The organism is Nitrospirillum bahiense, from assembly GCF_007828025.1.
In the GTDB taxonomy this organism is placed as follows: Bacteria; Pseudomonadota; Alphaproteobacteria; order Azospirillales; family Azospirillaceae; genus Nitrospirillum; species Nitrospirillum amazonense.
Genome location: NZ_VITO01000006.1, coordinates 79,862 through 92,074, shown reverse-complemented (window position 1 = coordinate 92,074; position 12,213 = coordinate 79,862). Strand labels below are relative to the sequence as shown.

Sequence of the window (12,213 nt, the reverse complement as noted above, 5' to 3'; positions counted from 1 at the left end):
CCCGTCCCGCCGTTTCCCGTTTTTTAGGTTTCCATGATCGACGATTTGCTGTCCCCCGACGCCCTGTATTTCCTGCCGTTGGGTGGGTCCGGCGAAATCGGTATGAACCTCAACCTCTACCATCATGCCGGCAAGTGGCTGATGGTCGACCTGGGCGTCAGCTTCGGCGATGACGCCGCGCCGGGCGTGGACGTGGTCATGCCCGACCCCGAGTTCATCGCCGAGCGGCGGGAAGATCTGGCCGGCCTGGTCCTGACCCACGCGCATGAGGACCATTTGGGTGCCGTCCAGTATCTATGGACGGAGCTGCGCTGCCCCGTCTACGCCACGCCCTTCACCGCCGCCGTGCTGCGCGCCAAGCTGCGCGAGACGGAATTCAGCGGCCTGGTGCAGATCATCGAGGTGCCGCTGTCCGGCCGCTTCCAGGTCGGCCCCTTCGATATCGAACTGATCAGCCTCACCCATTCCATTCCCGAGCCGAACGCCCTGGTCATCCGCACCGCCGGCGGCACGGTCCTGCACACCGGCGACTGGAAGCTGGACCCCGATCCCCGCGTGGGCGCGCCGGTGGACGAGGCGGCGCTGATCGCCCTGGGGCACCAGGGGGTCACCGCCCTGGTCTGCGACAGCACCAACGCCACCGTGCCCGGCACCTCGGGTTCGGAGGGCACGGTCGCCGTGGGGTTGGAGGAGTTGATCGGCCGCTACCCCGGACGCCGCGTGGCCGTGGCCTGCTTCGCCACCAACGTCGCCCGCCTGCATTCCATCGCCAAGGCCGCCGCCGCGCATGACCGCCAGGTGGCCCTGGTGGGCCGCAGCCTGCGCCGCATCAATGAGGCGGCGCGCGCCACCGGCTATCTCAAGGATCTGCCGCCCTTCGTCACCGAGCATGACGTGGGCTATCTGCCGCGCGAGGCCCAGGTGCTGATCTGCACCGGCAGCCAGGGAGAGCCGCGCGCCGCCCTGGCCCGCATCGCCGATGGCGACCATCCGGAGATCGACCTGGAACCGGGCGACGTCGTTGTCTTTTCCTCCCGCGAAATCCCAGGCAACGAGAAGGCCATCGCCAAGGTGCAGAACGGCCTGATCCGCCGTGGCATCGAGGTGGTGACGGCCAGCGACGCCGATGTCCATGTCTCCGGTCATCCGGCGCGGGATGAGCTGGCGCAGATGTACCAGTGGGTGCGCCCCTTCCTGGCCGTGCCGGTGCATGGCGAGCAGCGTCACCTGAAGGCCCACGCCGACCTGGCGCTGGAATGCCAGGTGCCGCGTGCCCTGGTGCCCGAGAATGGCGTCGTCATCCGCATCGGCCCGGGCGAACCGGAGATCATTGGCACCGTGCCCTCGGGCAAGCTGTGCCTGGACGGTCGCCGCCTCGTGCCCCTGGGCGGGAACCTGCTGCGTACCCGCAACCGCATGGTCTTCAACGGCGCGGCGGTCGTCACCCTGGTGATGGACGATACCGAGCTGCTGGCCGACCCGAAGCTGTCGGTCATCGGCCTGCTGGATGGGGAAGAGGACGCGCTGTTCATCGAGGGGCTGGTCAAGGGCATCGGCCAGGCGGTCGATAAGCTGGCCGAGGCGGAGCGGCGTGATGACGCGGCCGTGACCGAGGCCGCCCGGCTGGCGGTGCGCCGCACCTTCCATGCGGCGCAGGGCCGCAAGCCGGTGACCGAGGTGCACCTGGTGCGGGTGTAAGCTGGACAGGGGAAGCGGCGCCCCTGGGACGCCGCCAAAACGGCCCGTGCGCGTTTCCTTGCGCTGATCACGGGCCCAGGGGATGGGAAGCGTCATGAGCCTGGTCACGCTGGTCGCGGTCTATTTCACGCTGTGGTGGGTGGTTCTGTTCGCGGTGCTGCCCATTGGCGTGCGGCGCGATGACAGCCCGCAAAAGGGCAACGATCCCGGCGCCCCGGTATTTCCCGATCTCAAGCGCAAATTCATATGGACGAGCCTGATTTCAGCGGTAATTCTCGGGCTCGTCTGGGCTGTTTTTCATTTTGGCCTCATTAACTACGATCAGCTGTTCGATCCCCCGGGGAACGCCCCTTCTTGAGGCGGGCGGGGTCGGTGCGGCCGGTCGGCGGTTGGTACGGGCCGGTTTGGTCGTCTGGGGAATGCTGATCCAAATCCTGATGGGGTTTTCCGCCCTGCTGCTGCTGGCCGCCATTCTGCTGTGGCTGTGGCGGCAGACCGTGGAATTGCGCCTGCGCAAGTCGCTGGGCTCCTCCACCGACAAGATGCGCGCCGTCTCCAACGAGAAGACGCAGGTGCTGTCCTTCCTGGAACAGCAGCGCATGGCGCTGGGCTCCAAGCGGGCGGATGCCGCCAGGATGCGCATGGCGATTTCCCAGCTGCGCGTCGACAACAACGATATGCGCGCCCGCGACTTCTACGTCCTGCACCAAATCGGCGAGCCCTCGAAGGACAAGGAGGAGTACGCCTGCAACCTCATGCCGTCGGCCACGGTGGAACCGGGGCGCGAGCTGCCGCCCGCCCTGCGCGGTGTCGACCACCGCGGCAGCATCTGGGCTGAATCGGAAGCCGCCGCCCGGCGCCAGATTGAAATGCACTTCCCGGAAAAGGGCCCCTTGCGCCCCACCGGCTTCCGTCGGGGGGCGTGATGGAACTGGGTTGGTTGATGCTGTTGATGATCGGCCTGCTGGCGGCGCTGCTGTTCCGCCAGTGGCGGGAACTGACGGTGCGCCGGCTGGAACTGAGCCGCCAACTGGAGAAGCGCGAGGCCCTGGTGGCCCAGTTCCGGCAGGAGATCGACGGCACCTCCGGTGAGCTGGAGCAGATCACCAACACCATGGACACGGTGACCGCCACGCTGGAGGAACTGCGCGAGGAACTGGACAACCTGGACAAGGAGCGCAAGGCCCTGCGCGAGCGGCGGCTGCAGCCCCTGGTCCTGCTGGATCGCCAGACCCTGAACGCGCAGCATTTCTGGGAACTGACCATCTCCAACCCTGATTTCGGCGAGACGGCGACCGCCCGCATGGCGCCGTCCGATTATGTCGATGACTGGGTGTCCGGCCGGGTCTACCTGGTGGGGGCCGACACGGCGGAGGAGGCGACCAAGCGCGCCACCCAGCGCTTCAGCGCGTCCATGGGGTACCGGGTCTTGGGCGCGGTGGCCTTCCGCCGCCGCTGAGGCTTGGCCGAGGGCATGGAAAAGAGGCATGGAAAAGGGCGGCACCGGTCAACCGGATGCCGCCCTTTCTCATTCAGCCGTGGCTGTCGTTAGCGCCAGTGGCCCTCGACCCACATATGGCGGCCGTCGGGGCGGGTCCGCCAGTGGCCGGGCACCCAATGGGCGTGGGGATGGGGCGGGGCGGCGTAATGGCCTTCCTCCCAGTCCCAGCGGTCATGCCAGGCCCAGTGGCCGCCCACCCAGACATGGCCGGGCTCCGGCGGCGGGGGAATCACCTCGTGGCGCGGTGGCGGCGGGGCCTCGCGCACCCACAGGTCGATGCCCACCTGGGCGTTGGCCGTGCTGGCGCCGGCGATGAACAGGCCACCGGTCAGGGCCACGGCGAGGGCGGCGGCGCTGACGGTGGCGCGGGCGGACTTCATGACGGACTTCATGGGGTCACCTCTTGGTTTGATTGGGCCGATATCATTGGCGCCACCGTTGTTACGAAGAAGACGGTAAGGTCCCGTCATGCATAACGCAGGTAATCGCCAATCGCTCGGTCATCGCTGCCAATGAGGCCAAGGATTGATGGCAAAATGGTGTCGCCACCGGCTCCACATTTTGTCCGCTCTACTGGAAAATATTCATATGTCGGTGGGCGATTAGGTCGTCCGTGCTATCCTGTTCGGCTGAGGCGTTTTGCCGCCATGTGGATGAATCAGGGCGCGGTCCAGGAAAACTGCTGTGCCACCTGAAGCAGCATTAGGGCGCCCAGCACCGCCACGCCGCCCAGGCAGCCCAGGATGATGGCGTAGCCACCATAGAAGAAGGGATGGGGCGGACGGCCATTGCGGATCATTTGGCGCGCCAGCAGGAAAAACATCCACACCCCGGAACACAGTGCGCCGATGCCGAACACTAGGCGCAGCACCAGCACCACGGCCATGGTGCCGCCGATAAGCCCCGCCGCCACGCAGGCAGCGACCAGGGTGATGAAAAAGGCCAGGACGTTGCGCAGCAGGCGGCGACGGGCGGCGGGCGACAGGGTCGGTGTCATGGGCGGAGGGGACGCTCTCTCAAGGGATCAGAGGACGGCGCTGTAAAGGGCTACGGCGTCGTCCAGGGTGACGGGACGGGGGTTGTTGACCAGCAGGCGCTGCACCTTCATCGCGTCCGCCGCCAGCAGGGGGATGTGACTGGCGGCGACGCCCACGTCCGCCAGGCGCCGGCCGAAGGGCATGGCACCGACCAGGCGGGTCATGGCGTCCACGAAACCGTGGGAGGCGGCGGTGTCGTCGGCGCCGCTCAACGCCGGGTCGATCAGCCGGCCCAGCTCGGCATAGGCCTGTTCCGCATGGCTGCGGTTGAAGGCCAGGACGGGGGCCAGCACCAGGGCGTTGCTGTGGCCGTGCGGCACATGGAAATGACCGCCCAGGGGATAGGCCAGGGCGTGCACCGCCGCCACCGGCGCGTTGGCGAAGGCCATGCCGGCCAAAAGGGAGCCCTGCAGCATGGCGGCGCGCGCCGCCACGTCGCGGCCGTCGGCCAGCACCCGGGGCAGGTTGGCATACAGCAGCGTCAGCGCCCGGGTGGCCAGGCTGTCGGACAGGGGGTTCTTCTTCAGCCGGCTGGTGTAGGCCTCGATGGCGTGCACCATGGCGTCGATGCCGGTCATGGCCGTCACCGCCGGGGGCAGGCCCAGGGTCAGCATCGCGTCCAGCACGGCGGCGTCGGGGAAGAGCAGGGGGCTGACCACGCCCTTCTTCTCATGGCTGGGCGTGGTGACGATGGCAATGGCCGTCACTTCCGAGCCCGTGCCCGCCGTGGTCGGCACCTGGATCAGCTTCAGCCGGGGGCCGCGCGCCAGGTTGATGCCGTAGATATCGGCCAGGTTCTGCGGGTGGCCGGCCAGCAGGGCCACCAGCTTGGCCGTGTCCAGGGAACTGCCCCCACCCAGGCCGATGACGGCATCCGCCTGGGCCGCGCGGGCGGCGGCCACGGCGTGCAGCACCACCGCCTCCGGCGGGTCGGCCTGCACCTCGGTGTACAGAACGGTCTCGATGCCGGCGGCACGCAGGCCGGCCAAGGCCGGCTCCACCACCCCGGCCTTCACCAGGCCAGGATCAGTCACCACGAAGACGCGCCCCACCCCCAGGTCGCGCGCCAGCTCACCCAACCGCGTGGCCCCACCCACCTGGGCCAGGATACGGGGCGTGGTCTCGAACGTGAAGTCGCTGTGATGGATGTCGGTGATCGTTGTGGTCATTTGGGGTTTCCTCCTGCCGCGTCCCCTTCTAGCATCCGCCCGCCTCATCCTCCTACCCTTCACCACAGGATTACAGCCCATGTCGGGATACTGCGCCATCGCCCCGGGCCATCCCTTCCACGGGCCCTACCATGAGCGGGAACATGGCTTCCCCACGACGGATGAGGCGGTGCTGTTCGAACGCCTGATGCTGGAGGTCAACCAGGCCGGCTTGTCCTGGCTGGTGGTGTTGCGCAAACGCGACGCCTTCAACGCCGCCTTCCTTGGCTTCGACGTGGACAAGGTGGCGGCGCTGGGGCCGGAAGACGTGGAGCGCCTGATGCAGGACGCCGGCATCGTGCGCAACCGTCTGAAGATCGAGGCCGCGGTCCACAACGCCCGGGTCATCCAGGGTCTGCGCGCCAGCCACGGCGGCTTCGCCGCCTGGATCGCCGCGCACCATCCCCTGACCAAGGCGGAGTGGGTGAAGCTGTTCCGCCGCACCTTCCGCTTTACCGGCGGCGAGATCGTGGGCGAATTCCTGATGAGCATCGGCTATCTGCCGCTGGCCCATGCCGAGGACTGCCCCGTGGACCGCGAACTCGCCGCGCTGGGCCAGCCATGGCGCAAGGCGGTGGCCGACGGGTTTGTCTATTAGCTAACCGGCGGCACGGAACGCCGCCACCAGCGTCGCCAGCGCGGCGCGGCTACGCCGGTCGCTGACGGCGGAACGCAGCACGACCGGGGCGCTGGGCAGGGGCGGCAGGCCGAAACGCCCCCCCACCTCGACAGCACCTAGCGGGGCCGCCCGCGGCGCCAGGGCCGCGACGCCCAGGCCGGCTAGCACGGCGGCGCCCACGGCGGCGACGCCACCGCCCACGAACACCTCGGTCCAGGGAATGCCGGCGGCGTCCAGCGCCCGCACGGCATGGCCGCGCACGCCGCATGGAGCGGACAGGGTGGCGATGGGCAGCGGGGCGGCCGGGGGCGGCTCCCAACCGGGGGCGGCGAACCAGCACAAGGGGTCGATGAACAGCGGCTCCCCCGCCTCGGCCGCCAGGTCCGCCGGGCGTCCGTCCAGGGGTGGTTCCAGCCGCAGGATGGCGGCGTCCAGTTCGCCGCGTTCCAGCAGGCCACCCAGATCGCGCGAGGCGGCGATGCGCACTTCCATCACCAGGGCGGGATCGCGGCCTTGCAGGCGCGCCAGCAGGCCGGGCAGGTCGCGGCCGGCGACATGGTCGCTGATGCCGATGACCAGGCGGTGCGGCGCCTCCTCCAGCCCGGCCAGGGCCTGGTCATGCGCCGCCAATAGCCGGCGGGCCGGTTCCAGGAAGGCGGCCCCCTGCGACGACAGCCGCACCTGGCGCGGCGTGCGCTCCAGCAGCCGCTGGCCCAGCCTGTCCTCCAGCCGTTTCAATTTCAGGCTGATGGCCGATTGGGTGGTGCCCAGCGCCTCCGCCGCGCGGGTGAAGCTGCGCAGCGTGGCCACCAGTACGAAGGCATGCACGGCATCCAGATCCAGCGGGCGGAAGGAAGCGGCGGCGGTGGTGCTCGTCATGATAACGATCGACAATGAATGAAGGGCATCGGGATTTTAAACGCAAATCCTAACGGCCGTCCATGTCGGGCGATCTGGGTCGGGCGATCTGGGTCGGGCGCTCCGGTGCCCCACGGGTGGCCGATTGCCTATTATTCGGGCTGATACCGCAACCATGGGGGCTTTGCCCTTGTCCTGGGCATTTCTCGTCGGCCGACGGTGCTAGCCGCGACCGACTGGCGCGGTCGTCCGGCAGGGGTGATCTCCGCCATTACGGATAGACGGCGGCGCGGGCTTCGGCGGCGCAACATGAAAAGGGGATGATTCGGAGGTGATTCTGTTGCGCTGCGGAGCGTTTCCGAAGCGTCGTGGAGTAGCGCCAGCTTATATATTGGGCAATTGGCAGCCCATAAACCGGGCAATTGACTAGCCATTATGCAAAAGCACAGAAAAAGCACAAAAAGAAAGGCCAGCCCTCCGTTAGGGCTTGCCTTTCGAAAACTCGGCGTAGCATTATCCAAGCGTTGGAGGGTACATCCCCCTCTGACATTGAGTCGCTTGGTGGCGATTCCTCCCTAAACTCAAGGCCGCGCCGCGCTATCGCGAGCGCGGTCTTTTTTATGCCCTTGTGTTTACGAGGGCGGAGTATAGGGAGACGAAATCATTCCGTCATCTGTTTTTTGATCATTTTCAAGGCACGATGCCCGAAAGGCGGCCTTTTCGGTCAAAAACAGCGGCCAATCATAAATTTCACTCAACGAAAGCCAGGGAATTCCCTATGTGGATCAAGGCCCTGGCATTTAAGCCAGGGCGAAGCGCAGCATGAAGAGTGCTGCCAGAATGGGCAGGGCCAGACCCAGCTCCCGCCCCTTGCCGGTCAGCAGCTTGATGGCGCAATGGGCGATCAGGCCGAAGGCGATGCCGTCGGCGATGGAGAAGGTGAAGGGCATGGCCAGGGCCGTGATCACCGCCGGGACCGAGTCGGTCACGTCGTCCCAATCGATTTCCGCCAGGCCGCGCACCATCAGGCAGGCGACGTAGAACAGCGCCGGAGCGGTGGCGTAGCCGGGGATGGCGGCCGCCAGCGGCGACAGGAACAGGGCGGCCAGGAACAGCAGGCCGACCACCACGGCGGTCAGGCCGGTGCGCCCGCCGGCGAAGGTGCCGGCGGCACTCTCGATATAGGCGGTGACGGTGGAGGTGCCCAGCATGGCGCCGGCGGTGGTGGCCAGGCTGTCGGCCAGCAGGGCCCGCTTCAGCCGGGGCAGGCGGCCTCGGGCGTCCAGCAGCCCCGCGCGGTGGGACACGCCCACCAGCGTGCCGGCGGTGTCGAACAGGTCGACGAACAGGAAGGCGAAGATGATGGCGGTCAGGCCCATGTTGAAGGCGCCGGCCACATCCATCCGCAACAGCGTGGGCGCCGGGTTGGGCGGCAGGGAGACGGGGCTGGCGATCAGGGGCGTGACGCCCAGCACCATGCCAGCCAGCGCCGTGCCGATGATGGCGATGACCACGGCGCCGGTGACCCCGCGCGCCACCAGCACCACCAGCGCCAGGAAGCCGGCGCAGGCCAGCAGGGCCTGCGGCTTGCCCAGGGGCCCCAGGGTCACCATGGTGGCGGGATGGGCCGCGACGATCCCGGCGTTCTGCAGGGCGATGAGGCCCAGGAACAGGCCGATGCCGGCGGAGATGGCGTGCTTCAGCCCCGTCGGGATGGCGTTGATGATGGCCTCGCGCACCGGCAGCAGGCTCAAGATGGTGAAGCCCACGCCCGACAGGAAGACGGCGCCCAGCGCCACCGGCCAGGGATAGCCCATGCCGCCCACCACCGAATAGGCGAAGTAGGCGTTCAGCCCCATGCCCGGCGCCAGCGCGATGGGATAGTTGGCGTACAGCCCCATGATGAAGCAGCCCAGGGCGGAGGCCAGGCAGGTGGCCACGAACACCGCCCCCGGATCCATGCCGGCCTTGCCCAGCACCTGGGGGTTCACGAAGATGATATAGGCCATGGTCAGGAAGGTGGTGACCCCGGCCAGGATCTCTGTGCGCACGGTGGTGCCATGGGGCGTCAGCCCGAAAAAACGATCAAGCACGTGTTGCCCCCGCGTTATTCTAAGGCCCGCGTTATTCGAAGGATCGCGCCCATGGTCGGCGCGGACGCCCTCGCCAAGCAAGGACAAAGCCAATGCCGCGGATCGCTGCTGTGATGACCGGCCTGCTGGTGCTGGCTGCCGGTGCCGCCTGTGGGCAGGGGGCGCCCCAAGGGGTGTCCCAGGAGGGGGCACAGAAGGGCCCGGTGAAAGGTCCGACCATCGCCGTCGATCCCGCCGCCTGCCAATGGGCGGTGCGGCATGAGCCGGCGCCCGATGTCGCCTATCAGCCGGGCGTGGATGTGGACGGCAACCCGGTGGCGCCGGCCGATCTGGACGGCGGCGTCCGCCTGCCCGCACCCCAGCGCATCGAGATCCCGCTGACCACGCGCCTGGCCCGCGCGCTGCCGCACGCCGCCGGCACGGCGCGGTCCCGGGCCGATGCCTATCTGGGCCTGCTGACGGTGGAGGGCGATCAGGTGCTGTTCAATGGCCAGCCGCTGACCGATCCGGCGGCGGATGAACTGGCGGCGCTCTGCCGCCAGCAAGGGCTGTCGGGCCGCTGAGGCGCACCGAAGCGGAACCTTGGGCGCGCGCGGAGGGTTTCACGGGCCCGACAACGGCGCCAACCATCCGCAGAAGGAGCGCACCCATGGCCACGGCCCACAAGACCGCCGCCCACCACACCAAGGCCAAGACCCGCACGAAGCCGCGCCGCACGCGCCGCACCGCCACGCGTGATCCGCTGGCGGTCAGCCTGCTGAAGAAGGACCACCGCGAGGTCGAAGGCTGGTTCGACGAGTATGAACAGCTGGACAGCGATGATGAGAAGCTGGCGCTGTTCAACAAGATCGCCCTGGCCCTGAAGGTCCACACCGCCATCGAAGAGGAAATCTTCTATCCCGAGGAACGGGGCGAGGTGGAGGACGACATGCTGGACGAGGCCTACGTCGAGCATGATGGCGCCAAGAAACTGATCGCCGAGATCGAGGCCATGAAGCCCGGCGACGAGTTCTATGACGCCAAGGTCAAGGTGCTGGGTGAGTACATCAAGCACCACGTCAAGGAGGAGGAGCAGCCCGGCGGCCTGTTCTCGCAGGCCAAGCGCGGCGATGAGGACCTGAACGAGATGGGCGAGCGCCTGAAGGCCCGCAAGCAGGAACTGATGGCGGAGTGGGGCAAGGCCTACTCCTGATGACGCGCGGCGCCTGCGGCCCCTTCCTCACCCGAGGGGGCGCGGGCGCCGCCTGTAACCGTTCCGTTACAGGCCCGGCCTTTTTCCCGGTCCCCGGGGGCGGTAGTCTCGCCCATCAAATTATAAAGGGGACTTCATGTTCAATCGTCGCGCCTTCCTGGCCGCCAGCGCCGCCTCGGTCGCCCTGGCCACGGTCCGTCCCGGCTTCGCCGCCGATGCCTCAAAGCCCGCTTCGGGCCCCGCCGCCGACCTGAACCACCTGCTGGACACCTTCTTCCAGGAAGATCTGCGGCGCAGCCCTGAAGGCGCCACCATGGCCGGCATGGACACGGGCAAGCTGGCCGGCCTGCGCGCCAGGCTGGACGACCGCAGCCCCGCCGGGCGCAAGGCCGACACCGCCGCCACGGAAAGCCAGCTGCGCCGTCTCAAGGCCATCGACCGCAAGGCGCTGACCGGCATCGACGCCGTGAACTACGACAGCGTGGAATACGTGCTGGCCGAGGCGGTGGAGAGCGACCGCAAATTCCCCTTCGGCTCCGGCGGGTCGCCGTATGAGCTGTGCCAGCTGCAGGGTTCCTACCAGTCCATTCCCAACTTCCTGGACGTGCACCATCCCATCGAGGTCAAGGCCGACGCGGATGCGTATCTGGCGCGTCTGGAGGCCTTTGCCGGCGCGCTGGACACCGAGACGGCACAGTTCAAGCATGACGCCGCCCAGGGCATCCTGGCCGCCGACTTCATGCTGGACACGACCCTGACCCAGCTGCGCGCCCTGCGGGTGGACGCGGGTGCGTCGGGCTTGGTGTCCTCGGTGGCCAGACGCGCCAAGGACAAGGGGCTGGGCGACGCCTACGGCGCCCAGGCGGCCAAGATCTACACCGACAAGGTCGGCCCGGCGCTGGACCGCCAGATCGCGGCGGTGGAGGCCGCCCGCAAGACGGCCACGCACGACGCCGGCGTCTGGCACATCAAGGATGGCGAGGCCTGGTACGCCCAGGGCCTGAAGTCCAGCACCACCACCACCCTGTCCCCGGATGAGGTGCACCAGATCGGCCTGGACCAGGCCAAGGAGATCGGCGCGCGGCTGGAATCGCTGCTGGCGGCCCAGGGCCTGACCCAAGGCACGGTGGCGGAGCGCATCAAGGCCCTGCGCGCCCGGCCCGAGAGCACCTATCCCAACACCGACGAGGGCAAGGCCCAGCTGGTGGCCGATTTGCAGGTGAAGCTGGACGACATGGCGTCGCGCCTGCCGCGCATGTTCCGCGACATCCCCAAGGCCAAGGCGCGGGTGCAGAGGGTACCGGCGGCCATCGAGGCCGGCGCGCCGCTGGCCTACTACGAATCCCCGCCGCTGGAAGGCGACCGGGTGGGCACCATCTACTTCAACCTGCACGACACGGCCGAATGGCCCAAATGGTCGCTGCCCACCACCGTCTACCATGAAGGCATTCCCGGCCATCACCTGCAGGGCTGCATCGCGCAGGAAACCAAGGGCATCCCGCTCTACCGCGCCAACATGTTCTTCTCCGGCTATGGCGAGGGCTGGGCCCTGTATGCCGAGCAGCTGGCCGATGAGCTGGGCATGTACGACGCCGATCCGCTGGGCCGCATCGGCTTCCTGAAGTTCCTGCTGTTCCGCGCCGGCCGCTGCGTCATCGACACCGGCATGCACCACAAGCGGTGGAGCCGGGAACAGGCGGTGAAGTACATGGTGGACCTGACGGGCGACACCGAAAGCGCCATGACGCGGGAGACCGACCGCTATTGCGCCTGGCCGGGCCAGGCCTGCAGCTACAAGATCGGCCACACGCTGTGGAACCGCCTGCGCGACCAGGCCAAGACGGCCCTGGGCGACAAGTTCGACATCAAGGACTTCCACCAGGTGGGCCTGAACTCGGGCGCCGTGCCGCTGGACGTGCTGCAGACCATGGTGGGCGACTACATCGCCCGGGTGCAGCGGGGCTGAGGCCGGTACCCCCGTGAAACGATGGCCCGGGGATCGCTCCC

At 68.0% G+C, this 12,213-nt stretch carries 13 protein-coding genes; 8 read left to right on the top strand and 5 right to left on the bottom strand.

What is annotated here, in order from left to right; all coding sequences use genetic code 11:
• Positions 1-33: 33 nt before the first annotated feature.
• The 4 genes from FBZ88_RS10385 to FBZ88_RS10370 all read left to right on the top strand — a co-directional run bounded on the left by FBZ88_RS10385 (position 34) and on the right by FBZ88_RS10370 (position 3,157).
• Positions 34-1,698: a ribonuclease J gene (locus FBZ88_RS10385; RefSeq protein ID WP_100085447.1), complete on the top strand. Its 1,665-nt coding sequence runs from the start codon at positions 34-36 to the stop codon at positions 1,696-1,698.
• Between the two features lie 94 nt (positions 1,699-1,792).
• On the top strand, positions 1,793-2,056 hold the full coding sequence (locus FBZ88_RS10380; RefSeq protein WP_040846278.1) for a DUF1467 family protein: 264 nt from the start codon (positions 1,793-1,795) through the stop codon (positions 2,054-2,056).
• Between the two features lie 61 nt (positions 2,057-2,117).
• Entirely contained in the window at positions 2,118-2,624 is a 507-nt protein-coding gene (locus FBZ88_RS10375; protein WP_145616748.1) for a hypothetical protein, read from the top strand.
• Positions 2,624-3,157: a hypothetical protein gene (locus FBZ88_RS10370; protein ID WP_145608507.1), complete on the top strand. Its 534-nt coding sequence runs from the start codon at positions 2,624-2,626 to the stop codon at positions 3,155-3,157. Before FBZ88_RS10375 ends, FBZ88_RS10370 begins: the two co-directional genes overlap by 1 nt.
• Before the next feature lie 89 nt (positions 3,158-3,246).
• Here FBZ88_RS10370 and FBZ88_RS10365 read toward each other — a convergent pair whose 3' ends face one another.
• The 3 genes from FBZ88_RS10365 to FBZ88_RS10355 form a co-directional block, all read right to left on the bottom strand.
• Positions 3,247-3,591, bottom strand: a complete 345-nt coding sequence (locus FBZ88_RS10365; protein ID WP_211102604.1) for a YXWGXW repeat-containing protein — start codon at positions 3,589-3,591, stop codon at positions 3,247-3,249.
• 266 nt (positions 3,592-3,857) lie between these two features.
• Entirely contained in the window at positions 3,858-4,196 is a 339-nt protein-coding gene (locus tag FBZ88_RS10360; protein WP_145616747.1) for a hypothetical protein, read from the bottom strand.
• Between the two features lie 27 nt (positions 4,197-4,223).
• Positions 4,224-5,405, bottom strand: a complete 1,182-nt coding sequence (locus FBZ88_RS10355; RefSeq protein WP_145616746.1) for an iron-containing alcohol dehydrogenase — start codon at positions 5,403-5,405, stop codon at positions 4,224-4,226.
• Between the two features lie 79 nt (positions 5,406-5,484).
• Here FBZ88_RS10355 and FBZ88_RS10350 point away from each other — a divergent pair, with 79 nt between their 5' ends.
• Positions 5,485-6,042: a DNA-3-methyladenine glycosylase I gene (locus tag FBZ88_RS10350; RefSeq protein WP_145616745.1), complete on the top strand. Its 558-nt coding sequence runs from the start codon at positions 5,485-5,487 to the stop codon at positions 6,040-6,042.
• On the opposite strand, the gene FBZ88_RS10345 is transcribed toward FBZ88_RS10350, so the two are convergent.
• The gene (locus FBZ88_RS10345; RefSeq protein ID WP_145616744.1) at positions 6,043-6,942 is read right to left on the bottom strand and encodes a LysR family transcriptional regulator; all 900 of its coding nucleotides are present in this window, start codon (positions 6,940-6,942) and stop codon (positions 6,043-6,045) included. It lies immediately after the preceding gene.
• Positions 6,943-7,721: 779 nt separating this feature from the next.
• Positions 7,722-9,014: an NCS2 family permease gene (locus FBZ88_RS10340; RefSeq protein ID WP_145616743.1), complete on the bottom strand. Its 1,293-nt coding sequence runs from the start codon at positions 9,012-9,014 to the stop codon at positions 7,722-7,724.
• A 92-nt stretch (positions 9,015-9,106) separates the two neighbouring features.
• On the opposite strand from FBZ88_RS10340, the gene FBZ88_RS10335 reads away from it, so the two are divergent.
• The 3 genes from FBZ88_RS10335 to FBZ88_RS10325 all read left to right on the top strand — a co-directional run bounded on the left by FBZ88_RS10335 (position 9,107) and on the right by FBZ88_RS10325 (position 12,172).
• Positions 9,107-9,577, top strand: a complete 471-nt coding sequence (locus FBZ88_RS10335; RefSeq protein ID WP_145616742.1) for a hypothetical protein — start codon at positions 9,107-9,109, stop codon at positions 9,575-9,577.
• 86 nt (positions 9,578-9,663) lie between these two features.
• Positions 9,664-10,206, top strand: coding sequence for a hemerythrin domain-containing protein (locus FBZ88_RS10330; protein WP_145616741.1), 543 nt, complete (start codon positions 9,664-9,666; stop codon positions 10,204-10,206).
• 136 nt (positions 10,207-10,342) lie between these two features.
• Positions 10,343-12,172 carry a DUF885 domain-containing protein gene (locus tag FBZ88_RS10325; protein ID WP_145616740.1) on the top strand — a complete coding sequence of 610 codons (1,830 nt, stop codon included), beginning with the start codon at positions 10,343-10,345 and terminating at the stop codon, positions 12,170-12,172.
• The last annotated feature ends 41 nt before the right edge of the window (positions 12,173-12,213 follow it).

Bases quoted from the DNA above. Each gene is read 5' to 3' on its own strand.
- FBZ88_RS10385 (WP_100085447.1), top strand. From the start codon at position 34: ATGATCGACGATTTGCTGTCCCCCGACGCCCTGTATTTCCTGCCGTTG.
- FBZ88_RS10380 (WP_040846278.1), top strand. From the start codon at position 1,793: ATGAGCCTGGTCACGCTGGTCGCGGTCTATTTCACGCTGTGGTGGGTG.
- FBZ88_RS10375 (WP_145616748.1), top strand. From the start codon at position 2,118: ATGCTGATCCAAATCCTGATGGGGTTTTCCGCCCTGCTGCTGCTGGCC.
- FBZ88_RS10370 (WP_145608507.1), top strand. From the start codon at position 2,624: ATGGAACTGGGTTGGTTGATGCTGTTGATGATCGGCCTGCTGGCGGCG.
- FBZ88_RS10365 (WP_211102604.1), bottom strand. From the start codon at position 3,591: ATGAAGTCCGTCATGAAGTCCGCCCGCGCCACCGTCAGCGCCGCCGCC.
- FBZ88_RS10360 (WP_145616747.1), bottom strand. From the start codon at position 4,196: ATGACACCGACCCTGTCGCCCGCCGCCCGTCGCCGCCTGCTGCGCAAC.
- FBZ88_RS10355 (WP_145616746.1), bottom strand. From the start codon at position 5,405: ATGACCACAACGATCACCGACATCCATCACAGCGACTTCACGTTCGAG.
- FBZ88_RS10350 (WP_145616745.1), top strand. From the start codon at position 5,485: ATGTCGGGATACTGCGCCATCGCCCCGGGCCATCCCTTCCACGGGCCC.
- FBZ88_RS10345 (WP_145616744.1), bottom strand. From the start codon at position 6,942: ATGACGAGCACCACCGCCGCCGCTTCCTTCCGCCCGCTGGATCTGGAT.
- FBZ88_RS10335 (WP_145616742.1), top strand. From the start codon at position 9,107: ATGCCGCGGATCGCTGCTGTGATGACCGGCCTGCTGGTGCTGGCTGCC.
- FBZ88_RS10330 (WP_145616741.1), top strand. From the start codon at position 9,664: ATGGCCACGGCCCACAAGACCGCCGCCCACCACACCAAGGCCAAGACC.
- FBZ88_RS10325 (WP_145616740.1), top strand. From the start codon at position 10,343: ATGTTCAATCGTCGCGCCTTCCTGGCCGCCAGCGCCGCCTCGGTCGCC.